Origin of the sequence: Kitasatospora griseola, assembly GCF_014648555.1 — a bacterium.
GTDB lineage: Bacteria > Actinomycetota > Actinomycetes > Streptomycetales > Streptomycetaceae > Kitasatospora > Kitasatospora griseola.
Map to the genome: position 1 here is coordinate 292490 of NZ_BMRI01000004.1, position 25263 is coordinate 317752.

Sequence of the window (25263 nt, forward strand, 5' to 3'; positions counted from 1 at the left end):
GACTCGTAGCCCTCGCCGACCACGAAGGCGCGGCGGATGGCGCGGCCCTCCTCGGTGCGGACCGGGATGTTCTGCAGGTTCGGGTCCTGGGACGAGAGCCGGCCGGTGGCGGCGACCATCTGGTTGAAGGTGGTGTGGATGCGGCCCTGCGGGGAGACCGTCTTGAGCAGGCCCTCGACGGTGGTGCGCAGCTTGGCCTGGTCGCGGTGGCGGAGCAGGATGACCGGCAGTTCGTTGTCGGTCTGGGTGGCGAGCCAGGTGAGGGCGTCGGCGTCGGTGGTGTAGCCGGTCTTGATCTTCTTGGTCTTGGGCAGGTTGAGGTCGCCGAACAGGATCTCCTGGAGCTGCTTGGGCGAGCCGAGGTTGAACTCGCGCCCGGCGGCGGCGTGCGCCTCCTCGACGCAGCGCTGGATCTCGGCGGCGAACTGGGCCTCCAGGCCCTGCAGCCAGCCGCGGTCGGCGGCGATGCCGTAGCGCTCCATCCGGGCGAGCAGCGCGGCGATGGGCAGTTCCATGTCGTGGAACAGCTTGTCGGCGCCGACCTCGGCGAGCCGGGTGTCGAAGAGCTCGGCGAGGTCGTGGACGGCGCGGGCCTCGGTCATCTGGGCCTGGGCGCCGGCCGTCGGGTCGGGCTCGTCGGCGTCGAAGCTGAGCTGGCCGGTCTCGGCCTGGGCGGCGGGGGCCAGCGAGCGGGACAGGTACTCCTCGGCGAGGACGTCGAGGGTGAAGGTGCGGCGGCCGGGCTTCTCCAGGTAGGCGGCGAGCGCGGTGTCGGCGCTGACGCCGGCGAACTGCCAGCCCTGCTCGGCGAAGGCGCGCACGACCTGCTTGGCGACGTGCAGGGCCTTGGGGCGCGCGGGGTCGGCGAGCCAGGCGGTGAACGCCCGGTCGTCGTCCTCCTCCAGGGCGGCGGGGTCGAACCAGGCGGCGGCGGTGCCGGTGGCGAGCGCGACCTGCTTGACCTGGCCGGAGCCGAGGGCCCACTCGTAGTCGGCGGCGATCGCGGTGCGCTCGCCCTTGCCGGTGTGCTCCTCCAGCCAGGCGGCGAGCGCACCGGGGACGGTGAGCAGGTCGCCCTCGACGGCGGGGCCGGTGGGGATGTCGGCGGCGGCGGCGCTCTCGGCGCCGGCCGGGTCGATGCCGGCCACCCGGTCGCGGAAGTTGGGGTTGCGGAACTCCAGCGCCTCCATCAGCCGGGCGATTTCCTCCCGGTCGAACGGCGTGCGCTCCAACTGGGGGACGCCGAGCGGGAGTTCGACGTCCCTGACGAGCTCGGTGAGGACCCGGTTGCGCTTGACGGAGTCGAGGTGCTCGCGCAGCTTCTCGCCGATCTTGCCCTTGACCTCGTCGGCCCGCTCGACCAGTTCCTCGAAGGAGCCGAACTGGTTGACCCACTTCGCGGCGGTCTTCTCGCCGACGCCGGGGATGCCGGGCAGGTTGTCGGACGGGTCGCCGCGCAGCGCCGCGAGGTCCGGGTACTGGTCGGGGCGCACGCCGTACTTCTCGGCGACCTTCTCCGGGGTGTAGCGCGTCAACTCCGAGACGCCCTTGGTGGGGTAGAGCACGGTGACGTGTTCGTTGACCAGCTGGAGCGAATCCCGGTCGCCGGTGACGATGAGCACCTCGAAGCCCTCGGCCGCGGCGGCGGTGGCGAGGGTGGCGATGATGTCGTCGGCCTCGAAGCCCTCGGCGGTGAGCCGGGGGATCCGCATCGCGTCGAGGAGTTCGCCGATCAGCGGGATCTGGCTGCGGAACTCGTCGGGAGTCTTGGCGCGGTTGGCCTTGTACTCGGGGAACTCGGCGGCGCGGAAGGTCTGCCGGGAGATGTCGAAGGCGACCGCGAGGTGGGTGGGCGCCTCGTCCCGGACGGTGTTGACCAGCATCGAGGTGAAGCCGTACACCGCGTTGGTGTGCTGGCCGGTGGTGGTGGAGAAGTTCTCCACCGGCAGGGCGAAGAAGGCCCGGTAGGCCATCGAATGCCCGTCCAGCAGCATCAGCCGGGGCCGCCCGGCCGCACTCTTGCCTGCACCCTGTGTCGCCACGTCACATCCCGTTCCTGCCCGGTTGCACTGCCGTCCCCGATCCTATGGCCCGGGGCCGACATCTCCCGGCGCGGCGCGGAGCACCTCCCTACCGACGGGTAGACAGTCGTACGATCGACGCGCACAACGAAGTGAACCCCGAACAGGAGCACCATGACCGACGCGGCGCCCGTACTGAACGTGCCCCAGGACGTGCTGGACCACTTCGCGAAGCTGGGGGTGAACCCGGAGACCTTCTCGGGTGGCCTGCTGGGCGAGAAGCTGGGCATCACCATCGTCGAGGCCTCCCCGGACCGGGTGGTGGGCACCATGCCGGTGGAGGGCAACCAGCAGCCGTACGGACTCCTGCACGGCGGGGCGTCGGCCGCGCTGGCCGAGACGCTGGGGTCGATCGGCGCGATGCTGCACGCCGGCCCGGGCCGCTACGCCGTGGGCGTGGACCTGAACGCCACCCACCACCGCTCGGCCACCTCCGGCCTGGTGACGGGCGTGGCGACGGCGGTGTTCAAGGGCCGCACCGCGGCGACCTACGAGATCGCGGTGACGGACGACACCGGCCGCCGGATCACCAGCTGCCGACTGACCTGCATGCTGCGCGACCTGTAGCGCCGCGAGGCCGCAAAAAGCCTCAACTCCCCACGCGCCCCCTGGGTTTGGCCGTTTCCCGGCACGGGAATTCTCGGCTGGACGAGGGGGCGCCGCCATGTCCGCAGAACCGCCGCCGGGCGAGCCGAAGGGGTTTCTCGGCCCGGTGGAGCCGGGCGAGGGCACCTGGACGCCGCTCCGACTGTACGTCGACGAACCGCCGCGGCTGCTGAGCAGACGCCTGAAGGCGGTCCTGGTCCTGCTACTGCTGGCGCTGGCGCTGTTCCTGACGGCGCGTCACGCGATGGAGCGCACGGCGGCCGCGGCCAACTCGCCGCCGCCGGAGCTGCCGTTCCCCTCGCAGTCCACCCGGTTCCAGTACGGCGGCAGGCTGCCGGTCGGGCAGGAGTCGTTCGCACTGTCCCTGACGGTGCACAACGCCGGCCCCGGCCCGGTGGACGTCCTGGGGGTGAGCCAGGGCTACCGCGGACTGTCGGTGGTGGTGGGGGGATGGCTGCCGCAGACGGTGCCGCCGGGGCAGACGGTGTCGCTGCGGGTCGGCCTGAAGGTGACGGACTGCTCGGCGGCCCCGGCGGACGCCGGCCTGCCCTTCCTCGATGTCACGCTGCGTAACACGCGCGCATTGGAGACGACAAGTCAGATTCTGGGCGATTCCTACGCCCGGGACCTCTCCGCGGCACTGCACGCGACCTGCGACACTCCCGATAATCGAACACCCACGACCAGCCCGAGCAGCTCGGACAAACCTGTCCGATAAGCGGATCTTCCAACCCTGCCTGGGGAGTTGGGCGCCCCGACCGCCCGCGCCACCGGCCGGAGCCCGGAACAGCGGGCTCCACCTGCGGTTTTCTCCCACGCACTGAGATCAACTTCCGGCGTGGTCATAACAAGAGAATCACAGCCTCACCCGCCCCACTGACCGCACCGCCACACGCGGTCTAGAGTCACGCCCAGTCACCGCCCGTCCGATTTTCGGGCCCGGTCGACGCGTTCCGGCACCGCCAGCCCTGTGCGCGTGTCTTCCGTCCAGAAGGAGACCCCCGTCGTGCGAAAGAGCTCACTTCTTGTCGTGACCATTGCAGTTACCGGAGCGCTCACCCTCTCGGCCTGCGGCTCGCGCGGTGCCAAGACCGGCTCGGACAACGCGGGCGGCACCACCAAGGTGGTCATCGGCGTGGACGCCCCGATCAGCGGCAAGCTGTCCGCGCTGGGCCTGGGCATCAAGAACTCGGCCGACCTGGCCACCAAGAAGGCCAACAAGGACAACCTGGTTCCGGGCGTCACCTTCTCCATCGAGGCCAAGGACGACCAGGCCAACCCGACCTCCGGCAAGCAGAACGCCACCGCCCTGGTCGACATGAAGGACGTCGTCGGCGTGGTCGGCCCGCTGAACTCCAGCGTCTCGCAGACCATGCAGAAGGTCTTCAACGACGCCAAGCTGACCCAGGTCTCCCCGGCCAACACCAGCCCCGAGCTGTCGCTCGGCCCGGACTGGGGCAGCAGCAAGTTCACCCGCCCGTACGCCTCGTACTTCCGCACCGCCACCACCGACGTGGTGCAGGGCAAGTACGCCGCCCAGTACCTGTTCAACGAGGCGAAGAAGACCAAGGTCTACGTCATCGACGACAAGAAGACCTACGGCGCGGGCCTGGCGGCCATCTTCCAGGAGGAGTTCAAGAAGCTCGGCGGCACCGTGGCCGGCTCCGACCACATCAACCCGGACGACAAGGACTTCTCCGCGGTCGCCACCAAGGTCGCCTCCTCGGGCGCCGACTCGGTGTACTACGGCGGCGAGTACCCGGAGGCCGGCCCGCTCACCGACCAGATCAAGAAGGCCGGCGCGAAGGTCCCGGTGATGGGCGGCGACGGCATCTACGACCCCGAGTTCATCAAGCTCTCCAACAACAACAGCGACGGCGACCTGGCCACCTCGGTCGGCGCCCCGGTGGAGGAGCTGTCCTCCGCCAAGACCTTCGTCGCCGACTACACCGCGGCCGGCTACAAGGACGCGTACTCCGCGTACGGCGGCTACTCGTACGACGCCGCGTGGTCGATCATCGAGGCCGTCAAGGCCGCGGTGGAGCACAACGGCGGCAAGGTGCCGAGCGACCTGCGCACCAAGGTGCTGGCCGAGATGGCCAAGGTGAACTTCTCCGGCGTCACCGGCCAGGTCTCCTTCGACCAGTACGGCGACACCACGAACAAGCAGCTCACCGTCTACAGCGTCAAGGGCGGCGAGTGGAAGGCGGTCAAGAGCGGTACCTACAACGGCTGATCCCGCACCTGCACCAGCCGATGTCCGGCGGGGGGCGCCACAAGTGCCCCCCGCCTCCTCATACCCCCCTATCCACGGAGGCCCGCGGTGCACGAACTGCCGCAAAACCTGGCCAACGGACTGATGCTCGGCCTGATGTACGGCCTGATCGCCATCGGGTACACGATGGTCTACGGCATCGTCCAACTCATCAACTTCGCCCATGGCGAGATCTTCATGATCGGCGGCTTCGGAGCCCTGACCGCCTACGCCGCGCTGCCGCACGGCACTTCGCTCTGGCTGGCCCTGCCGGTCATGATCCTGGGCGGCGTGATCGCCTCCGTGCTCACCGCCACCGCGGCCGAACGGTTCGCCTACCGCCCGCTGCGGACCGCGCCCCGGCTGGCCCCGCTGATCACCGCGATCGGCCTGTCCATCGCGCTGCAGCAGGTGGTCTGGGCGTTCTACCCGGGAGCCAAGAAGGCCATCTCCTTCCCGCAGTTCGCGGGTGACACCGTCGACCTCGGCCTGTTCCACCTCCAGCGCAACGACCTGTTCCTGCTGGCCGCCGCACCGCTGTGCATGCTGATCCTGGCCTCGTTCGTGCGCTTCACCCGCACCGGCCGGGCCATGCAGGCCACCGCGCAGGACCCGGACACCGCGAAGCTGATGGGCATCAACACCGACCGGATCATCGTGATCGCCTTCGCGCTGGGCGCGGCCTTCGCCGCGGTCGCGGCCGTGGCGCACGGCCTGAGGTACGGCCAGGTCGACTTCATGATGGGCTTCCTGGCCGGTCTGAAGGCCTTCACCGCCGCCGTCCTGGGCGGCATCGGCAACATCTACGGCGCGATGCTCGGCGGGCTGGTCCTCGGCGTCGCCGAATCGCTGGCCACCGCGTACATCCAGAACGTCCCCGGCATGCACCAGCTCGGCGGCGGCGCCTGGGCCAACGTGTGGGCGTTCGTCCTGCTGATCGTCGTGCTGCTGGTGAGGCCACAGGGCCTGCTCGGCGAGCGCGTCGCGGATCGGGCGTGAGCAGATGACCACTTCGTCCCAGAAATTCGCGGCCTCGCACGAGACCACGCCCGTTCTCCGGCTTCCCGGCACCGCGGCGCTCGCCGCGGCGGTGGCCGGCGGGGTGCTGGCCGCCGCGTCCGCGGCGATGTCCTGGACCTGGACCGACCAGTTCCCGGGCGACCTCACCTACTACGGCTCCCCGGCCGGCCTGCAGTGGCCGGCGCTGGTCGGCGGCCTGCTGACCGCGCTGCTGGCGCTCGCCGCGCACGGGCTGAAGGGCCTGCGCTGGCTGAGCCCGTCCGGCAGCCACAACGGCGTGCTGTTCGCCGCCCTCGGCACCCTCGCGGTGTGCTGGTACTCGGTGATCGCGATCACCGTCCAGCTGGACGGCCTGGTCAACCTCGACCCGGGCGGCTGGGTCGCCGCGGTCGGCTCGTTGCTCGCCGTGGTCGGCGCGCTCGGCCTGCCGCTGGACCGCCGCCGCACCGTCAAGCAGACCCCCTTCGCCCCGTGGTGGTACCTGGTCGCCGGTGTCGCGGTGGTGCTGCGGGTCGGCTTCGGCCAGGGCTGGGCGCTGAACGCCGTCCCGCCCGGCGTCCGGCCGCTCTTCACCGAGAACCTGTGGTTCTTCGTCGCCGTGCCGGTCGTGATCCTCGGCTTCCGGCTCTGGCAGCTGCTGGACGCCTGGCTGCGGATCGGCCGGATCGAACGCCCGCTGCCCGCCGCCCGCGCACTGCCGTCCTGGGCGGAGATCCTGGTGATCACCGCGGTGTTCGCGCTCGGCCTGGGCGTGGTCGAGTTCGGCATCTCCACCGAGTACGGCGAGCTGTTCATCGGCTTCCTGCTGCTCGCGGTCTTCGCCACCGCCGCGCTGCTGGCCGGCGGCACGGTCGCCCGGCTGAGCGAACTGACCACCCGCCACCGCGCGGTGACCACCGGCGCGGCGTTCGCCGCCGCGGGCGCGTTCCCGTTCACCCAGAGCAGCGAGACGTACGTGCTGATCGGGGCGAACATCCTGATCTTCGCCACGGTGGCGCTCGGCCTGAACGTGGTGGTCGGCCTGGCCGGTCTGCTGGACCTCGGCTACGTCGCCTTCCTCGGCGTCGGCGCGTACGCGGCCGCGCTGGTCTCCGGCTCGCCGTACTCGGTGTTCCGCGGCCTGCACCTGCCGTTCCCGCTCGCGGTGCTGATCGGCGCGCTGGCCGCGCTGGTGTTCGGCGTGGTGATCGGCGCCCCGACGCTGCGGCTGCGCGGCGACTACCTGGCGATCGTCACGCTCGGCTTCGGTGAGATCTTCCGGATCGCCATGAACAACCTGGACGGCCGCTCCGGCCCGAGCCTGACCAACGGCCCGAACGGCGTCGCGGCGATCCCCGACGTCAACCTGTTCGGCTTCGACTTCGGCCGGCCGCACGACTTCGGCTTCGTCCAGCTCGGCAAGTTCGGCAACTACCTGCTGCTGATGCTGGTGGTCACCGCGATCGTCGTGGTGGTGTTCGGCCGGGTCGCCAACTCCCGGATCGGCCGCGCCTGGGTGGCGATCCGCGAGGACGAGACGGCGGCCGAGGCGATGGGCATCAACGGCTTCCGGGTGAAGCTGATCGCCTTCGCGCTGGGCGCCACCCTGGCCGGCCTGGCCGGCGCGGTGCAGGCGCACGTGGCGGGCGCGGTCTCCCCCGACCAGTACCAGTTCGCCGGGCCGGTCCCGCCGAACTCGGCGTTCCTGCTGGCCGCGGTGATCCTCGGCGGCATGGGCACCATCAGCGGACCGCTGGTCGGCGCGGCGCTGCTGTTCCTGATCCCGGCGAAGCTCCAGTTCCTGCAGTCCTACCAACTGCTGGCGTTCGGCGTCGCGCTGATCCTGCTGATGCGCTTCCGCCCCGAGGGGCTGATCGCCAACCGCCGCCGGAAGTTGGAGTTCCACGAGGCCGAGCTGCCCGCGCAGGGCGGCCCGACCGATGACGCACTCTCGAAGGCAGGGGCGTGAGCACCATGACCACCGACACCGCGCCCGCCGCACCGCTCGCCGAGACGGTCCTGGAAGCCACCGACGTGGTGATGCGCTTCGGCGGCCTGACCGCCGTCAACCAGGTCAACCTGACGGTCCGGCAGGGCGAGATCGTCGGTCTGATCGGCCCGAACGGCGCCGGCAAGACCACCTTCTTCAACTGCCTGACCGGGCTGTACGTCCCGACCTCGGGCGTCGTCAGGTACAAGGGCCAGGTGCTGCCGCCCAAGCCGCACCTGGTCACCCAGGCCGGCATCGCCCGGACCTTCCAGAACATCCGGCTGTTCTCCAACATGACGGTGCTGGAGAACGTCCTGGTGGGCCGGCACACCCGCACCGAGGAGGGCCTGTTCTCGGCGATCCTCCGCGGCCCGGGGTACCGGCGGGCCGAGGCCGAGAGCCGTGCACGGGCCATGGAGCTGCTGGAGTTCTGCGGCCTGTCCGGGAAGGCCGACCACCTGGCCCGCAACCTGCCCTACGGCGAGCAGCGCAAGCTGGAGATCGCCCGGGCGCTGGCCTCCGAGCCGGGCCTGCTGCTGCTGGACGAGCCGACCGCCGGCATGAACCCGCAGGAGACCCGGTCCGCCGAGGAACTGGTGTTCGCGATCCGGGACCTCGGGATCGCGGTGCTGGTGATCGAGCACGACATGAAGTTCATCTTCAACCTGTGCGACCGCACCGCGGTGCTGGTGCAGGGCCAGAAGATCGTCGAGGGCGACCGGGAGACCGTCCAGAACGACGAGCGGGTGGTCACCGCCTACCTGGGCGAGCCGCTCGAAGGAACCACCACCGCTACGGAGGCCGACCAGTGACCGCTCTGCTGGAGGTCGAGGACCTTCGCGTCGCCTACGGCAAGATCGAGGCCGTCAAGGGCATCAGCTTCACCGTCGAACAGGGCGAGGTCACCACCCTGATCGGCACCAACGGCGCGGGCAAGACCACCACCCTGCGCACCGTGTCCGGCCTGCTCCGGCCGACCGCGGGCCGGATCCTGTTCGAGGGCGAGCCGATCGACACGGTGCCCGCGCACAAGATCGTCGCGCTGGGCCTGGCCCACTCCCCCGAGGGCCGGCACATCTTCCCGCGGATGACCATCGAGGAGAACCTGCTGCTGGGCGCGTTCCTGCGACGCGACCAGGCAGGCATCGCGCGGGACATCGAGCGGGCCTGCTCGCTGTTCCCGATCCTCGACGAGCGCCGGAAGCAGGCCGCGGGCACGCTGTCCGGCGGCGAGCAGCAGATGCTGGCGATGGGCCGGGCCCTGATGTCCAACCCGAAGCTGCTGCTGCTGGACGAGCCCTCGATGGGCCTGTCGCCGCTGATGATGCAGAAGATCATGGCGACCGTGGTGGAGCTGCGCGCCTCGGGCACCACCATCCTGCTGGTGGAGCAGAACGCGCAGGCCGCGCTCTCGCTCTCGGACCGCGCGTACGTGATGACGACCGGCGAGATCACCCTCTCCGGCACGGGCGCGGAGCTGCTGCGCGACGACACGGTGCGCCGCGCGTACCTGGGCGAGGACTGACGGACCGTCAGTACGGCGAGTGCCCCCGTCGGAAGTCCGACGGGGGCACTCGTGCGCTCGGGGGCGGTCAGCCCTCGGCCGCCTCGGCCTTCTTGCGGTCCTGGGCGGCGCCCTCCTCGATCACGGCCTCGGCGACGGCGGCCATGGTCATCCGGCGGTCCATCGAGGTCTTCTGGATCCAGCGGAACGCGGCGGGCTCGTTCAGCCCGAACTTGGTCTGCAGCACGCTCTTCGCCCGGTCGACCAGCTTGCGGGTCTCCAGGCGCTGCGAGAGATCCGCGATCTCCTGCTCCAGGGTGCGCATCTCGGTGTAGCGGGAGACCGCCATCTCGATCGCGGGCACCAGGTCGCTCTTGCTGAACGGCTTGACGATGTAGGCCATCGCACCGGCGTCGCGGGCCCGGTCGACCAGTTCGCGCTGCGAGAACGCGGTGAGCATCAGCACCGGGGCGAGGTGCTGCTCGTGGATCCGCTCGGCGGCGGACAGGCCGTCCAGCACCGGCATCTTGACGTCCAGGATGGCCAGGTCGGGCTTGAGCTCCTCGACCAGCCGTACCGCGGTCTCGCCGTCACCGGCCTCACCGACGACGGTGTAGCCCTCCTCCTCCAGCATCTCCTTGAGGTCGAGGCGAATCAGTGCCTCGTCCTCGGCGATGACGATTCGGGTGATCTGGGGCGAGTCGGTCTCAAGCGGCTGGGGCTGCTCGTCGGCGGTGCTCACGGGGCTCCTCGGTCCGGCGGGGTGCTGCATGCACGAGCCTACCCAGACGCGGTATGTTTGGTTCACCACGGTGGGGGGTTTGACCTTCGAACCGCTGGGCCCCGATAGCCCAATCGGCAGAGGCAACGGTCTCAAACACCGTCCGGTGTGGGTTCGAATCCCACTCGGGGCACTTTCTCTTCAATTCCAAGGTCGCCGACCTTGGCTGCGCGCCGCCGCGGTGACCATCACCACGGCGGCGCGAATCGTTTCCCCGCCCGGCTGCCGGGGGATCCGGATCAGGACGCCAGGTGCAGTCCGGCGGACGGGCCGGCCCGGTGGGCGAGGGCCGCCGCCTCGCCCCGGGAGGCGACGCCGAGCTTGGCCAGGATGTTGGCGACGTGGAACTTCACCGTGGACTCGCTGATGTGCAGCGCGGCGGCGATGTCCCGGTTGCGGCGGCCCCGGGCCAGCTGGTCCAGCACCTCCCGTTCGCGCGGCTGGAGACCGTCCAGGGGGTCGCCGACCGAAGCGGGTTCGGGCAGCGCGAGGGGCAGGTCCACGGTGATGGTGGCGCCCCAGCCGGGCACCGCCTCGACCGTGCTGCGCCCGCCCAGCGCGGCGATCCGCTCCGCGGTGCGGTGCACGCCCAGCGCGTCGGCCGCCAGCGCGCCGAGGCCGTCGCCGCGCACCACCGCGCGCAGCACCGAATCGGCGGTGAACTGCCAACTGACATGCAGCCGCCCGGGCTTCTCCTGGTCCAGCATCACCAGCACGGCGGCCCGGACGGCGTCCCTCGCGGTGTGCGCCAGGTCGGCGGGGACGGAGCGGGCGCCGTCGGCCGGGGGCGCAACGTCGAGGCGGACCCGGGTGTGGCGCAGCAGCGGCCGCAGTTCGCGGGCCAGTCGGGCGAACGCGGCGTCGGCGGGCTCCTCGCTGAGGACGCGGTCCAGGTCCGCGGAGCGGCGCAGGTCGAGCAGGGCGGTGACGGCGAGTTCGGTGGCCGCGCGGCGGGCGGCGGCGTCGTCCAGGTCGGCGGAGCGCAGCGGGGCGAGGATGGCGGTCAGCGCGGCGCTGTGGGTGCCGGTGGACTTGGCGATCGCCCAGGCGCGGGCGTTCGCGGAGACCCGGGAGACGGCGGCCTGCGCGGGGGCGGCGTCGGTGGCGCGGTGGTCGGAGTGGGTGACCACCAGGTCCCACAGCTGTTGCAGGATCTCCAGCACGTCCGTCGTCAGCGGCGCCCCGTCCGGCCGGATCAGCACCAGCACGGCGCCCTTCCCGGCCCCCGGCGTGGTGGTGACCACCACCAGCGGCCGCTCCGCTCCGGCGAGTTCGGCCTCCCCCTGCCAGGGCCGGCCGGGCCCGGCCTCGGCCAGCGCGCGCTCGCCGAGCCGGGAGATCACCAGGCTGCCGAAGGCCTCCGTCAGCTCCGACGGCCCGACCGTGTTCGCCGGGGAGTACGCGCAGACGCCGCTGAGCTGCGCCGCCGCCAGGTGCGGGACCAGCGGTTCGAGCACCTCGGACAGCTTCGGCAGCAGGCCGGGCCGGGGTTCGCGCAACACCTCGACGGCGCGGGCCAGCGCGTCCTGCGGGCGGGCCCAGGGGGCGGTCTCGTCCATACCCGCCAGCCTAGTTCGGGCCGCGGGTGCCGACCCTGGCCTTTCGGCCGGGTCGACCTGTCCGAAAGGCGGGCCGCGGGTCAGTCCGCGAGCCTGAGGGCGAACCGGTCGAAGACGGTCAGCACGTCCACCCAGGCGACCGCGCGGGTGCAGACCGCCTCCCCGGTGGTGAACGTGCAGTCGAACCCGTCGACGACCATCCCGTTCAGCTGGCGGGAGTCCGGGTCGTTGATGGTGATCACCGGTCCGCCGCTGTCGCCGCCGCGCGCGACGACTCCGCCGTTCTGCGGGACGCCTTCGCTGCCGAAGACGGTGACGCCGGCGGTGGGCCAGCTGGCGTCGCCGGCGTTGGTCGTCCGGATGTTGCAGACCACCTTGGAGCTGTAGCCGAGCTGGCAGACGAAGTCCCCCACCGCCACGTCGCGCACGCCGTTGAGGCGGCGGACGTACCCCTGCTGGTCGAGGCCGTCCCAGGTGAAGGGGGCCGTCGGGGTCTCGATGAAGCCCGCGTCGAGATCGGCGATCTTGGCCTGGACCACGCCGACGCGGTTGCCGCCCGCCGCCCAGACGGTGTCGCCGAGGTTGTAGCAGTGGCCCGCGGTGACGAGCCATTGGCGTCCGTCGGCGGTGCTGACGCCCGGGATGCCGCTGGTGCAGTGGGCCCGTGAGCCATCGATGGGTCCGAGCGCGGCCGCCGCGTAGAACGGCGGGGTGTCGTTCCACCGGCTCAGCGGCGTCGCGGCGGGTGATCGGCGGACGCGGACGGGGGTGGCCCCGGCGGCGAGCTGGGCCTGCGCGACCTCGGGCCTGGCGAAGTACTCCTGAGCGGCCTTCGGGTCGTCCACGCCGAGGTCGATCGCGCTGCCGTCGACCGTGCTCGACGCCTTGTTGATGGCGAACGGCAGGTCCTTGCGGGCCATCAGGGCTGTGATCTCCTTCCGGAGCTCCTGCCGCGGCTTGGCGCTCCTCCGCACCGTCAGCAGCTCCGTCCGGGCCTGCGGGTTGGCCTTGCGCACGGCGTCCAGGAAGGCGGGGGCCCGGTCCGGGTCGGTGAGGTAGACGTTGACGGACCGGTAGTCGGGGGCCATCTCGACCTGGGTGTACACGTCCGCCTGGGTGCCGCGGCCGGCTCGGGACGCGGCGTCCGCCACCACCCGCAGCGGTTCCAGCACCCGGCCCTGCTCCTCCGGCGTCATGGCGGCCACCACGTCGGCGGACAGCGGCTCGGGGGCCTTCTCCACGGCGATCGCCGAGGACAGCGGCAGGGCGGCCAGCGCCGCGGCGAACGCGAGGGGGCGCCATGCGAATTTCGTCATCGGATCTCCATCGATCACTCCCCGAGTTCGAACACGTACTGCGAGCGACCCTAGGGACGGTCGAATGCCCCGGCAAACCCAGCGCGGCGGTCCGGGTCCGGCCGTCCTGGCTTTTCGGCCAGGTGGAACCGTCCGAAAGACCGGCCGGGCGGCCGCCGCCCGGGGCGCAGGATGGAACCCGTCGGAACGAAGCAACTCCCCGTGAATCCAAGGACATTGCCATGACCAAGGCCATTGCTTTCGCGCACTACGGCGACCCGGACGTGCTGGGCCCGATCGACCTGGAGCTGCCCGAGCCGGGGCCCCGCCAGGTGCGGGTCGCGGTCCGCGCGGTGGGCGTCAACCCGCTGGACCACAAGCTGCGCAGCGGCGCGCTGGACGGGTTCTTCCCGGTCGTCTTCCCCTCGGTGCCGGGTTACGAGGTGGCGGGCACGGTGGAGGCGGTCGGCGCGGAGGTCGCCGAGTTCGCCGTCGGCGACCAGGTGTTCGGCGCGGTGATGGGCGGCGGCTACGCCGAACACGCCCTGGTGGACGTCGAGTTGCTGGCGGCCAAGCCGTCCGGGCTGAGCTGGGAGGAGGCGGCGGCGATCCCGACGGCGGCGGAGACCGCGGAGCGGGTGCTCGGGGTGCTGGGCGTGCGGCCGGGCGAGACCCTGCTGGTGCACGGCGCGGCGGGCGGGGTCGGCACACTGCTGCTGCAGTTCGCCCGGGCGCGCGGCATCACGGTGGTGGGCACCGCGAGCGAGGCCAACCACGCCTACCTGCGGGAGCTGGGCGCGATCCCGGTGGCGTACGGCGAGGGCCTGGCGGAGCGGGTGCGGGCGGCCGCCCCGGGCGGGGTGGACCGAGCGCTGGACGCCTCCGGGAAGGCCGACGAGCTGGCGGTGTCGATCGAGCTGACCGGCAGCGCAGACCGGGTGCTGACGATCACCTCGCCGCTGGCGGGCCAGCAGTACGGCGTCCGCTTCACCGGCGGCGCCGAGGCCGAGCCGTACCACCCGGGCGCGTACGCGGCGGTGCTGGCGCTGCACGAGGCGGGCACGCTGGTGCTGCCGATCCACCGGGTGCTGCCGCTGGCGGAGGCCGCCGAGGCGCACCGACTCAGCGAGCACGGCCACCTGCGCGGCAAGATCGTCCTGACGGTGTGACGGGCGAAGGGCCGCCCGGTGCCGGGCGGCCCTCGCGTCCGTCAGTTGTCCAGCTCGCCGACGTGGTGCACGCGCACCAGGTTGGTGGAGCCGGCCAGCCCGGGCGGGGAGCCCGCGGTGATCACCACGATGTCGCCGCGCTTGCAGCGGCCGAGGCTCAGCAGTTGGGCGTCGACCTGGGCGACCATCTCGTCGGTGGTGGTGACGAACGGGCCGAGGAAGGTCTCCACGCCCCAGGTGAGCGCCAGTTGGCTGCGCACGGCGGGCTCGTAGGTGAACGCCAGGACCGGGATCGGCGAGCGGTAGCGGGTCAGCCGGCGGGCGGTGTCGCCGCTCTGGGTGAACGCGATCAGGTACTTGGCGTCCAGGAAGTCGCCGATCTCGGCGGCGGCCCGGGCCACCGCTCCGCCCTGGGTGCGGGGCTTGCTCTTCTCGGTGAGCGGCGGCAGCCCGCCGGCCAGGATGTCGGTCTCGGCGGCCTCGACGATCCGGGCCATCGTCCGGACCGTCTCCACCGGGTACTTGCCGACCGAGGTCTCGCCGGACAGCATCACCGCGTCGGTGCCGTCGAGCACCGCGTTGGCGACGTCGGACGCCTCGGCGCGGGTCGGCCGGGAGGCGTTGATCATCGAGTCCAGCATCTGGGTGGCGACGATCACCGGCTTGGCGTTCCGCTTGGCCAGCTTGATCGCCCGCTTCTGGACGATCGGCACCTGCTCCAGCGGGAGTTCGACGCCCAGGTCGCCGCGGGCGACCATCAGGCCGTCGAAGGCGTCCACGATGGAGTCCAGGTTCTCCACCGCCTGCGGCTTCTCGATCTTGGCGATGACCGGGATCCGACGGCCCTCCTCCGCCATGATCCGGTGCACCCCCTCGACGTCCTTGGCGCTGCGCACGAACGACAGCGCGATCAGGTCGGCGCCGGTCCGCAGGGCCCAGCGCAGGTCTTCGACGTCCTTGTCGGAGAGCGCGGGCACGGAGACGGCGACTCCGGGCAGGTTGAGGCCCTTGTGGTCGGAGACCAGGCCCCCTTCGATGACGATGCAGTGCACCCGGGGGCCCTCGACGTGGGTGACCTCCAGGCAGACCCGGCCGTCGTCGACCAGGATCCGTTCACCGCGCGACACGTCGGCGGCCAGGCCCTGGTAGGTGGTGCCGCAGATCTCCCGGTCGCCCGGGACGTCCTCGGTGGTGATGGTGAACTCGTCCCCGCGTTCCAGCAGCACGGGGCCGTCGGCGAAGGTGCTCAGCCGGATCTTCGGGCCCTGCAGGTCGGCGAGCACCCCGACGCTGCGGCCCGACTCGTCCGAGGCCTTGCGGACCCGGTGGTAACGATCCTCGTGCTCCGCGTGGGAGCCGTGGCTGAGGTTCAGTCGGGCGATGTCCATGCCGGCGTCGACCAGGGCCTTGATCTGGTCGTACGAGTCCGCGGCAGGCCCGAGAGTACAAACGATTTTTGCTCGGCGCATACCTCAGAAGCCTAGGTATTACCCGGCCGTAACAGCACGCTTCCGGCCAGTCGTCCCATGGCAGTTGGCGAAAGATTTGATGAACGGACCGACACAGTCGCAACGGTGGCGTACGGGGTGAGCACGATCGACTCCGGTTGACGCACTGGTGTGCGGCCCGGCGGGCCGGTGTCACGGGAGAGTTGCCCAGATCTCACCTGTTGGACAGCTCTCGGGGCTGGTACCGGAGGCCAGAAGACGGCAGACTGCCACACGCGTTTTTCTACGCGCGTCACGGCAGGTGGCGGGGTGTCAGCTGCCCTGTCGCCGATGCCGCCCGACGGCCCGTACTGCTCGACTTGGAGACCTCGATGGCCCTGAACCGCCGTGACTTCGTCACCCGCTCCGCCGCCACCGCGGCCGGGGCCGCCCTCGCCGGCGGCCTGACCGCCGCCACGGCCACCCCCGCCGCCGCGGCGGACCAGAACCAGGGCGAGTCCCGCGGCCGGGGCCCCGTCCCGTTCAAGGCGAGCTTCACCGTGATGGGCACCACCGACCTGCACGGCCACGTCTTCAACTGGGAGTACTTCACCGACTCCGAGTTCGACGACAAGAGCCACAACGACGTCGGCCTGGCCAAGATCTCCACCCTGGTCGAGCAGGTCCGTGCCGAGAAGGGCCACGGCCGCACCCTGCTGATCGACGCCGGCGACACCATCCAGGGCACCCAGCTGTCCTACTACTACGCCCGGGTCGAGCCGATCACCGGCAAGAAGGCCCCGGTCCACCCGATGGCCGCCGCGATGAACGCCATCGGCTACGACGCCGCCGCGCTCGGCAACCACGAGTTCAACTACGGCATCCCGCTGCTGCGCGCCTACCAGGACCAGCTGGACTTCCCGCTGCTCGGCGCCAACGCGCTGAACGCCAAGAACGAGAAGCCAGCCTTCCCGCCGTACGTGATCCGCGAGCTGCACCTCGGCCACGGCCGTCCGATCCGGGTCGGCATCCTCGGCCTGACCAACCCCGGCATCGCGATCTGGGACAAGGCCAACGTCCAGGGCCAACTGACCTTCCCGGGCATCCCCGAGGTCGCCGCCAAGTGGGTGCCGAAGCTGCGCGCCGCCGGCGCCGACGTGGTCGTGGTCTCCGCGCACACCGGCGTCGACGACCCGTCCTCCTGGGGCGACCAACTGCCCTACGCGGAGAACGCGGGCGCCGCGATGGCCGCCACCGTTCCCGGCATCGACGCGGTGCTGGTGGGCCACGCCCACAAGGAGATCGCGCAGCGGATCGTGGTCAACACCCAGACCGGCAAGAACGTCGTGCTGTCCGAGCCGCTGTGCTGGGGCGAGCGGCTGACCTGCTTCGACTTCGAGGTCGAGTTCGCCCGCGGCCAGTGGACCGTCACCGGCGTCACCTCGCGCCTGCTGAACTCCAACACGGTCGCCGAGGACCCGAAGATCGTCAAGCTGGTGGACGCCCAGCACAAGAAGGTCGTCGCCTACGTCAACCAGGTCATCGGCACCTGCAAGGAGACCCTCTCCATCGCCGAGTCCCGGTTCAAGGACACCCCGATCATCGACCTGATCGGCCGCGTCCAGGCCGACGCCGTCCGCACCGCGCTGGCCGGCGGCCAGTACGCGAACCTGCCGGTGGTGGCCCAGGCCGCGCCGTTCAACCGCACCGCGGTCATCCCGTCCGGCCAGGTCAAGCTGCGCGACGCGGCCGGCCTGTACATCTACGAGAACACGCTGGAGGCCCGCCTGCTGACGGGCGCCCAGATCAAGGACTACCTGGAGTACTCCGCCAAGTACTACGCCCAGGTCGCCCCGGGTGCGCCGATCAACCTGGACACCCTCACCAACCAGGCCAACAACACGCCCGACTACAACTACGACTCCCTCTACGGCGTCAGCTACGACATCGACATCGCGCAGCCGGTCGGCAGCCGCATCGTCAACCTGTCGTACCAGGGCAAGCCGGTCGACCCGACCGCGCAGTTCGTGCTCGCCGTCAACAACTACCGTGCCAACGGCGGCGGCAACTTCCCGCACGTCGCCAAGTCGCAGCAGCTGTGGGCGAACTCCGACGAGATCCGCAACACCATGATCGCCTGGGTGAAGGCCAAGGGCGTCATCGACCCGGCCGACTTCTACGGCCAGTCCGGCTGGCGCCTGGTCCGGGCCGGCGTGCCGGTCTTCTAACTCCCGCTCGCACCAGGGCCGTTCGGACCGCGTCCGGACGGCCCCGGCCGTTTCCCGCGGAACCGGATCGCCGGCTGCCCCGTCCAACTCGCGTCCTGTGAACGGACTTCGAGGGGGATCACGGAGATGCGTGGACGGATTGCGGTGGCGGCGGCGCTGGTTCTGCTGCTCGGCGGGTGCGCGAGCAGCACGGCTCCGAAGAGCTCGGCGATCGGGCCGAGCCTGATCACGGCCGGACCGGAGGTGCGCACCGCCACCGGCGAGGCCGCCCGGCGGGCCTCCGAGGTGACGGCCGCCTGGCCCGGATCGGCGGCCCAACAGGCCTGGGAGCACGGCTACTTCCCTCTCCAGGACACCACCGAATGGCTGCCCGAGGGGGCGTTCCACAACGGCGCGGACAAGGCCGCCTACCTGGCCGGCCACCTCGACCTGGCGACCACCCTGCCGGTTTCCGTCTCCGGCACCACCGAGGTGACGTTCGCGGACGGCTCCCGACTGGCCCTGCCGCAGCGCTCCGCGAAGACCGTCTTCGACTCACTGACCCAGCGCCGCAGCGCCTGCGCCGCCGACTGCGACACCCGGCTGACCGTCACCGCCGTCCGGCCCGGCACCACCGCCGTGGCCACCAGCCGGGGCCAAGCCGTCATCCCGGTCTGGGAGTTCACCGTCACCGGCTACGACCGGCCGTTCCGCTACCCCGCCGTGCTCTCCCAGGCCCCGGCCCCCACCGCGCCCGCCCCCGTCACCGGCGCCACCACGCTGCACTCGGTCTCCGCGGACGGTCTGGTGCTCACCGCCTTCGTCCCGCACGGCAGTTGCGACACTGTCCGGCCCGGCGAGGTCCACGAGACCGACCGGGCCGTCGTCCTGATCGGCCGCACCACCCCGGCCGAGTCCGGCCGCCCCTGCAACGACGCCCTGCTCTCCACCCCGGTCGAGTTCCGCCTCTCCCGCCCGCTCGGCGCCCGCGCCGTCCTCGGCCTCGCCGACGGCCGCCCGCAGATCCCGGCGTCGCAGTAGCCTGACCGCATGCCGACCACCGAGCGCCTCACCCTGCGCCCCTGGGAACCCGCCGACCGCGACCGCGCCTTCGACCTCTACTCCCGCTGGGAGGTGGCCCGTTGGCTCGGTGCCGAGCCCCGCGCCCTCGCCGAGCCCGCCGAGGCGGACGACCTGATCGCCCGCTTCGGCTCCCGCTGCACGCCCGACGGCCGCTACGGCGTCTGGGCGGTCGAGGTCCGTGAGACCGGCGTGATCGCCGGGACGCTGCTGCTGATCCCGATCCCGGACGGCGCCGGCGAGATCGAGATCGGCTGGCACTTCCACCCGGACAGTTGGGGCCACGGCTACGCGACGGAGGCCGCGACCGCGGTCCGCGACCGCGCTCTCGCCGACGGCCTGACAGAGCTGTACGCCCTCGTCCGCCCGGACAACACCCGCTCGGCGGCGGTCTGCCACCGCCTGGGCATGACCCCGCTCGGCCGCACCGACCGCTGGTACGGCACGGAGCTGGAAGCCTTCCGGCTCGGCCAGTAGAGGACGACAAGGGGCGCCGGGAAGCCGAGCGCGACAGGCGCACGCGCCCCGGTCTTCGCGCCCGACCGCTCTCCCTCAGAAGGGGAAGCGCGAGCGCCCGTGCTGGATCGAGATCCACTTGACGGTGGTGAACGCGTCCACGCTGCTCTCGCCGTTGAGGCGGCCGAGGCCGGAGTTCTTCTGGCCGCCGAACGGCACGATCGGTTCGTCGGCGATGGTGCCGTCGTTGACGTGCATCATGCCGGTGTCGATGCGCTGGGCGAACCGCACGCCGCGTTCGATGTTCGCGGTGTGGACGGCCCCGGACAGGCCGAAAGGCGTGTCGTTGGTGATCCGGACGGCCTCGTCCTCGTCGTCGAAGGGGATCAGCAGGGCGACGGGGCCGAAGATCTCGCGGTGCAGGATCGGGGCGCCGACCGGGATGTCGGTGAGGACGGTGGGCTTCACCAGGGTGCCGACGGTGGCGCCGTGCAGCAGCGGACGGGCGCCGGCGGCTATCGCCTGGTCGACCTCGGCGGTGACGGATTCGGCCTGGGCGGTGTTGATCAGGGGGCCGAGCTGGGTCTCCGGGTCGCCGGGGTCGCCGGCCCGCAGCGAGGCGACCTTCGCGGTGAACTTCTCGCTGAACTCGGCGAACAGGCTGCGGTCGACCAGGATCCGGTTGGCGGCCATGCAGATCTGGCCCTGGTGGACGAAGCGGCTGGCCACGGCGGCGTCCACCGCGTAGTCGACGTCGGCGTCGTCGAGCACCACGAGGGCGCTGTTGCCGCCGAGTTCGAGGACGGTCCGCTTGAGGTGGCTCGCGGCGACGGTGGCGACGTGCCGGCCGACGGTGTCGGAGCCGGTGAAGGCGATCACCTTGGGCACGGGGTGCTCGATGAACGCGTCGCCGATCTCGGCGATGTCGGTGAGGACGACGTTGAGCAGGCCGGCGGGCAGCCCGGCCTCCTCGAAGATCTTGGCGATCAGGGTGCCGCCGGCCACCGGCGCGTCCTGGTGGGGCTTGAGGACGACCGCGTTGCCGAGGGCGAGCGCGGGCGCGACGGCCTTCAGCGACAGGAAGATCGGGGCGTTGAACGGGCTGATCACGCCGACCACGCCGACCGGAAGCCGGTAGAGGCGGTTCTCCTTGCCGGGCACCGGCGAGGGCAGGATCCGGCCCTCGGCGCTCAGCGCCAGCGACATCGACTCCCGCAGCATGTCCTTGACCAGCGAGAGTTCGAACGCGGACTTCATCAGGGTGCCGCCGAGCTCGACGGTCAGCACGTCGAGGATCTCGGCCTCGCGGGCCTCCACCACCTGCAGCGCCCGTTCGAACACCAGTCGGCGGTCGTACGCGCTGGCGGCGGCCCAGGCGGGCTGGGCCCGCTCGGCGGCGCGATAGGCCTGGTCGATCTCCTCGGCGGTGGCCACGGTGAAGGAGGCCAGCTTCTCCCCGCTGAAGGGATCGAGGTCCACGATGTCCCAGGAGCCGGTTCCCGGCCGCCACTGGCCGTCGATGTACTGCTGGGCGAGTTCCGCGATCAAGGACATCGGATCCCTTTCGGTGCTGACGATCACCTACTGACGGATCATCATCTTAGGTGCGGACTAGCTCTCTTGGAGGATCTCCGCCAGAAGCACCCGAGTCTCCTCCTCGGACAGCGCCGCCGCCGACACCCGGTCCAGCGCGGCCGTGTACTCGGCGACCTCGCTCGGCTTGTCCAGGTACAGCGCGGTGGTGAACTGCTCGACGTACACCACGTCCGACAGGTCCGGCTCGGGGAAGCACAGCACGGTGAACGCCCCGCTGTCCGCCGCCAGCGCGCCCATGCCCAGCGGCAGCACCCGCAGGCTGATGGTCTCCCGCAGCGACAGCTCGGCCAGCCGCGCCAGCTGACCGCGCATCACCTCGGGCCCGCCGCACGGGCGGCGCAGCGCCGTCTCGTCGACGATCAGCTCCAGCCGGGCGGTGGTGTCCGGCGCCAGGTAGCGCTCCTGGCGGCGCAGCCGGACGGCCGCCCGCCGGGCGATCTCCTCGTCCGGCACCGTCGGGCTGCCCGCCCGCATCACCGCGTGCACGTACTCGGGCGTCTGGAGCAGCCCGGGCACGAACTGCACCTCGTAGCTGCGCACCAGGTTCGCCGCGTCCTCCAGGTTGAGGTACGTCTGGAACCAGCCGGGGATGACGTCCCCGTAGCCGTGCCACCAGGCCGGGGTGTTGGTCTCGACGACCAGGCCGAGCAGCGCCGCCCGGGAGTGCTCGTCCTCCACGCCGTACAGCGTCAGCAGGTCCGCCACGTCGCGCTGCTTGAAGCCGACCCGGCCGAGCTCCATCCGGCTGATCTTCGACTCGGAGGCGCGGATCGAGTAGCCCGCATCCTCCCGGGTCACGCCTCGGGCCTCGCGCAGGCGGCGCAACTGGGCGCCCAACTGGATGCGACGCGCGGTCGCACCGCTGCCCGTCTGCAGGCCCGTCATGCAAACCTCCGCCCCGAACCACCAGTTGGACCCTGTGGGATGCAGTCTGCCACTGCCCGACGACACTCCGCGAGGGGCTTCCGGCATTTGGCCAAGCCGTTGCACAGTTGTGCTGCGGCGTCACTCAGGACAGCGTCGGCAACACCCGGGCGAGATCGGTGCGCGAACTCACCCCGAGCTTCGGGTACGCCTTGTACAGGTGGTGGCCCACGGTGCGGGCGCTCAGGAACAGTTGGGCGGCGATGTCCCGGTTGGACAGGCCCTGCGCGGCCAGCCGGACGATCTGCGACTCCTGCGGGGTCAGGCCCGCCACCGCCCCGGCCGGGCCGCGCGCGGCGGGCGCGCCGGTGGCGTCCAGCTCCAGCCGGGCCCGCTCCGCCCACGGCAGCGCGCCCAGTTGACGCAGCGTCCGCTCGGCCGAGCGCAGCGGCACCCGGGCCTCCGACCTGCGCCGGCCCCGGCGCAGCCACTCGCCGTACAGCAGCTCGGTGCGGGCCTGCTCCCACGGACGGGGCTGCTCGGCGTGCCGGGCCAGCGCCGCCAGGTAGCACTCCTCGGCCAACTCCTCCGGCGCCAGCAGCGCGTGGCAGCGGTGCACCAGCGCCCGGGCCCACGGCAGCCCGCTGCGGTCCGCCCACCGCTCGAACCGGGCCAGCGGCTCGGCGACCTCCTCCGGCCGGCGCAGCCGCACCGCCGCCTCCACCAGGTCCGGCACCGAACGGACGGCCGACACCTGGAAGTTCTGCCCGCCGCCGGCCAGCGCCGCCAGCTGCCCGAACGCGTCCTCGGCCCGGCCCGCGCCCAACTCCAGCACGCCGAGCGCCCACTGCGCCCACGGCACCCCGGAAGCGCCGCGGGCCCGCGCCAGCCCGGCGTGCTCCCGGCACCGGGCGTCCTCGCCGCGGGCCGCCGCCAGGTACGCCAGGAAACCGTGCAACTGCCCGGTCCACAGCGGCTGCCCGCAGTCCTCGGCCAGCCGCAGCGCCTCCCCCGCGTGCTCGTCGGCGGTGCCCGGGCGGCCGGTGAACAGCTCGGCCTCGGCCAGGAAGAACAGCAGGGTGGGCAGCGTGCCGAACGCGCCGGCCTCCCGGGCCTCCCGGACCAGCCGGCCCGCGAGGTCCAGCACCTCCTCGTCCCGGCCGGGCAGCAGGGCGGCCCCGCAGGGCAGCGCCAGGTCGACGGGGGCCACCGCGCCGGCGGCCCGGGCGGCCTGTTCGGCCTCCGTCAGGGTCGGCCCGTCGGGGGCGTCGCCGAGCGCCGCCGTCACGTACCGCACCGCCGGCGCGAGCGGGTCGTCCGCCGGCAGGGCGAGTGCGCCGAGCGCCGTCAGCGTCCCGCACACCGCCTCCACGTCGAGGTACCAGGCGGCGTGCAGGGCCTGCACCAGGACCCGGGTCGCCGGGCCGGGCGCGAACTGCGCGACCAGCGCCGCCGCCTCGATCAGCCGCCGGTGCGCGGAGCGGTGCTCGCCGCGCCAGAACTCCGCCACCCCGCGCGCGAACAGCAGGTGCGCCCGGGTCACCGCGTCCAGCCCGGGTACGTCCGCCGCGGCCGCCAGCGCCTCGGCCCGGCCGACCTCGCCCGCCTCCAGCGCCGCCTCCACCGCCTCCACCGTCAACTCCCGGGCCCGCGACGGGTCCGGGCTCAGCCGCGCGGCCCGCTCGTACGCCGCCGACGCGCCCGTGTGCCCGCCCCGCGACGCCGCGCCGGCCGCCGCCGATGCCAACTCCTCCGCCACCGCCGTGTCCCGGCCGGTCGCCGCGAGGGCCAGGTGCCAGGCCCGGCACAGCGGCTCCCGCTCGCCGTACGCCTGCGCGAGCGCGGTGTGCGCGGCCAGCCGGTCCATCAGCGGCGCCCGGTCGATCAGCGCCGAACGCAGCAGCGGATGCCGGAACACCACCCGGCCCTCCGCCAACTCCACTCGGACCAAACCCTGTTGCTCGGCCGGCGCGAGATCCGCGACCGTCAGACCGCACTCCCCCGCCGCCCGCAGCAGCACCTCCAGCGCACCGGATTCCTCCAACGCGGCCAGCAGAAGCCACCGTTGGGTCCCGCCGGGCAGGCGGCTCACCTGCCCGTGGTACGTCAGCCGCAGCCGCCCCGCCGGAGGCAGCATGCCCGCCGCACCGGCCGCCGAGAGCTCCACCAGCGCCAGCGGGTTGCCCTGGGCTGCCTCCAACACCGGCTCCCGGTCGGCGAGTTCGGGTGCGACGGCGGCCAGCAGCTCGGCGGCGGACCGCTCGTCCAGCGGCTCCACCCACGACTCGGGCAGCCCCGGCAGCTCCGGGCCGTCCGTCCGGGTCGCCAGCAGCAGCGCCACCGCCTCCGCGCCCAGTCGGCGGGCCGCGACCTGCAACACCGCCACGGACTCCCGGTCCGCCCACTGCACGTCGTCCACCAGGCACAGCAGCGGTTCCTGCTCGGCCAGCTCGCCCAGCAGCGTCAACACCGCCAGGCCCACCAGCAGCCGATCCGCGGCCGGGCCGTCCGCCAGTCCCAACACCCGCTCAAGCGCTGCCCGCTGAGGGCCCGGCAGCTCGGGCACCCGGTCCAGCACCGGGGCCAGCAACTGGCTCAGCGCCGCGTACGGCAACCGGGCCTCCGACTCCACGCCCGTCGCCCGCAGCACCCGCCCCGACGCGGACTCGGCCGCCGCGGCCAGCAACGCGCTCTTGCCGACCCCCGGCTCCCCGCGCAGCACCAGCACCCCGGCCCGCCCCGCGCCCGCCTCCGCCAGCAGCCGGCCGACCGCCGCCAGCTCCGTCCCCCGCCCGTACAGCAGCATGCCCAGCACCCTACCCATACGCGACTGATTCGCCGTCCGCGCGAGATCCCTAACGTCTTGTCCCGCAAGGAAGAACCGCACCGGAACGGGAGACCACCATGGACCTGCAGAACATCGTCGAGCGCTACCTCGCCGTCTGGAACGAGACCGACCCGACCGCCCGCCGCAAGCTCGTCGAGGACGTCTGGGCCGCCGACGGCACCTACACCGACCCGCTGACCGCCGTCCGGGGCCGCGACGAGTTCGACGCCGCCCTCGCCACCGTCCAGACCCAGTTCCCCGGCTTCGCCTTCCGCCTCGGCAGCCCCGTCGACACCCACCACAACGTCGCCCGCTTCACCTGGGAGCTCGCCCCGGAGGGCGCCGAGGAAGCGCTCGTCGTCGGCTTCGACGTCCTCACGGCCACCGAGGACGGGCGCGTGGCCTCGGTGGTCGGCTTCCTCGACAAGGTGCCGAGCGCGTAGCGGAGGGTCCACAGAAAACAACGACGCCTGCCCTGTACCTGGTCGGGGAAGGGGCAGGCGTCGACCGGATCCCGGCGGCTCTGGCGGGTCGGTGTTTGTCGGCCGCACCCCCGTGAGGGGGCTGG

At 72.1% G+C, this 25263-nt stretch carries 20 protein-coding genes and 1 tRNA gene; 13 read left to right on the plus strand and 8 right to left on the minus strand.

All coding sequences use genetic code 11. The annotated features are described in order from the left end of the window. Positions 1–1994, minus strand: a 1994-nt coding sequence (gene polA / locus IEZ12_RS07370) for a DNA polymerase I (protein ID WP_229847333.1), incomplete at its 3' end; no start/stop codon positions are given. A gap of 201 nt (positions 1995–2195) precedes the next feature. Between polA and IEZ12_RS07375 the strand changes: the two genes are divergently transcribed. From IEZ12_RS07375 to IEZ12_RS07405, 7 genes are all read left to right on the plus strand, one after another. Beyond that, on the plus strand, positions 2196–2648 hold the full coding sequence (locus IEZ12_RS07375; protein ID WP_043913376.1) for a PaaI family thioesterase: 453 nt from the start codon (positions 2196–2198) through the stop codon (positions 2646–2648). Between the two features lie 97 nt (positions 2649–2745). Further along, complete coding sequence (locus IEZ12_RS07380; protein ID WP_189271312.1) at positions 2746–3405, plus strand: Tat pathway signal sequence domain protein; 660 nt, start codon at positions 2746–2748, stop codon at positions 3403–3405. A 288-nt stretch (positions 3406–3693) separates the two neighbouring features. Next, on the plus strand, positions 3694–4923 hold the full coding sequence (locus IEZ12_RS07385; RefSeq protein WP_189271313.1) for a branched-chain amino acid ABC transporter substrate-binding protein: 1230 nt from the start codon (positions 3694–3696) through the stop codon (positions 4921–4923). Positions 4924–5010: 87 nt separating this feature from the next. After that, the gene (locus IEZ12_RS07390; RefSeq protein ID WP_043913379.1) at positions 5011–5940 is read left to right on the plus strand and encodes a branched-chain amino acid ABC transporter permease; all 930 of its coding nucleotides are present in this window, start codon (positions 5011–5013) and stop codon (positions 5938–5940) included. A 4-nt stretch (positions 5941–5944) separates the two neighbouring features. Beyond that, positions 5945–7909 (plus strand): branched-chain amino acid ABC transporter permease, encoded by a 1965-nt coding sequence (locus tag IEZ12_RS07395; RefSeq protein WP_189271314.1) that lies wholly within the window; start codon positions 5945–5947, stop codon positions 7907–7909. 5 nt (positions 7910–7914) lie between these two features. After that, positions 7915–8742 carry an ABC transporter ATP-binding protein gene (locus IEZ12_RS07400; RefSeq protein ID WP_043916262.1) on the plus strand — a complete coding sequence of 276 codons (828 nt, stop codon included), beginning with the start codon at positions 7915–7917 and terminating at the stop codon, positions 8740–8742. Then, positions 8739–9455, plus strand: a complete 717-nt coding sequence (locus tag IEZ12_RS07405) for an ABC transporter ATP-binding protein (protein WP_189271315.1) — start codon at positions 8739–8741, stop codon at positions 9453–9455. Before IEZ12_RS07400 ends, IEZ12_RS07405 begins: the two co-directional genes overlap by 4 nt. Positions 9456–9522: 67 nt before the next feature. Here the strand turns inward: IEZ12_RS07405 and IEZ12_RS07410 are convergent, their stop codons facing one another. After that, on the minus strand, positions 9523–10206 hold the full coding sequence (locus IEZ12_RS07410; protein ID WP_043913385.1) for an ANTAR domain-containing response regulator: 684 nt from the start codon (positions 10204–10206) through the stop codon (positions 9523–9525). A 68-nt stretch (positions 10207–10274) separates the two neighbouring features. On the opposite strand from IEZ12_RS07410, the gene IEZ12_RS07415 reads away from it, so the two are divergent. Further along, a tRNA-Leu gene (locus tag IEZ12_RS07415) sits at positions 10275–10348 on the plus strand. Between the two features lie 106 nt (positions 10349–10454). Here IEZ12_RS07415 and IEZ12_RS40360 read toward each other — a convergent pair. Further along, positions 10455–11774: a helix-turn-helix transcriptional regulator gene (locus IEZ12_RS40360; RefSeq protein ID WP_189271316.1), complete on the minus strand. Its 1320-nt coding sequence runs from the start codon at positions 11772–11774 to the stop codon at positions 10455–10457. 80 nt (positions 11775–11854) lie between these two features. Beyond that, the gene (locus IEZ12_RS07425; protein WP_189271317.1) at positions 11855–13090 is read right to left on the minus strand and encodes a chymotrypsin family serine protease; all 1236 of its coding nucleotides are present in this window, start codon (positions 13088–13090) and stop codon (positions 11855–11857) included. A gap of 221 nt (positions 13091–13311) precedes the next feature. Here IEZ12_RS07425 and IEZ12_RS07430 point away from each other — a divergent pair, with 221 nt between their 5' ends. After that, positions 13312–14238 carry an NADP-dependent oxidoreductase gene (locus IEZ12_RS07430; protein WP_189271318.1) on the plus strand — a complete coding sequence of 309 codons (927 nt, stop codon included), beginning with the start codon at positions 13312–13314 and terminating at the stop codon, positions 14236–14238. A gap of 41 nt (positions 14239–14279) precedes the next feature. Here IEZ12_RS07430 and pyk read toward each other — a convergent pair whose 3' ends face one another. Further along, positions 14280–15707 (minus strand): pyruvate kinase, encoded by a 1428-nt coding sequence (gene pyk / locus IEZ12_RS07435; protein ID WP_100586964.1) that lies wholly within the window; start codon positions 15705–15707, stop codon positions 14280–14282. 350 nt (positions 15708–16057) lie between these two features. Here pyk and IEZ12_RS07440 point away from each other — a divergent pair, with 350 nt between their 5' ends. The 3 genes from IEZ12_RS07440 to IEZ12_RS07450 all read left to right on the plus strand — a co-directional run bounded on the left by IEZ12_RS07440 (position 16058) and on the right by IEZ12_RS07450 (position 19429). After that, the gene (locus IEZ12_RS07440) at positions 16058–17893 is read left to right on the plus strand and encodes a bifunctional metallophosphatase/5'-nucleotidase (protein WP_189271319.1); all 1836 of its coding nucleotides are present in this window, start codon (positions 16058–16060) and stop codon (positions 17891–17893) included. A gap of 126 nt (positions 17894–18019) precedes the next feature. Continuing rightward, complete coding sequence (locus tag IEZ12_RS07445) at positions 18020–18913, plus strand: hypothetical protein (RefSeq protein ID WP_189271320.1); 894 nt, start codon at positions 18020–18022, stop codon at positions 18911–18913. Positions 18914–18922: 9 nt separating this feature from the next. Next, the gene (locus IEZ12_RS07450) at positions 18923–19429 is read left to right on the plus strand and encodes a GNAT family N-acetyltransferase (protein WP_189271321.1); all 507 of its coding nucleotides are present in this window, start codon (positions 18923–18925) and stop codon (positions 19427–19429) included. Positions 19430–19504: 75 nt separating this feature from the next. Here the strand turns inward: IEZ12_RS07450 and IEZ12_RS07455 are convergent, their stop codons facing one another. From IEZ12_RS07455 to IEZ12_RS07465, 3 genes are all read right to left on the minus strand, one after another. Next, positions 19505–20962 carry an aldehyde dehydrogenase family protein gene (locus tag IEZ12_RS07455; protein WP_189271322.1) on the minus strand — a complete coding sequence of 486 codons (1458 nt, stop codon included), beginning with the start codon at positions 20960–20962 and terminating at the stop codon, positions 19505–19507. Between the two features lie 57 nt (positions 20963–21019). Continuing rightward, positions 21020–21889 carry a helix-turn-helix domain-containing protein gene (locus tag IEZ12_RS07460; protein ID WP_043913401.1) on the minus strand — a complete coding sequence of 290 codons (870 nt, stop codon included), beginning with the start codon at positions 21887–21889 and terminating at the stop codon, positions 21020–21022. 124 nt (positions 21890–22013) lie between these two features. Then, complete coding sequence (locus IEZ12_RS07465) at positions 22014–24674, minus strand: ATP-binding protein (RefSeq protein WP_229847316.1); 2661 nt, start codon at positions 24672–24674, stop codon at positions 22014–22016. A 98-nt stretch (positions 24675–24772) separates the two neighbouring features. Here IEZ12_RS07465 and IEZ12_RS07470 point away from each other — a divergent pair, with 98 nt between their 5' ends. Continuing rightward, positions 24773–25138 (plus strand): nuclear transport factor 2 family protein, encoded by a 366-nt coding sequence (locus IEZ12_RS07470; protein ID WP_189271324.1) that lies wholly within the window; start codon positions 24773–24775, stop codon positions 25136–25138. Positions 25139–25263 lie beyond the last annotated feature (125 nt).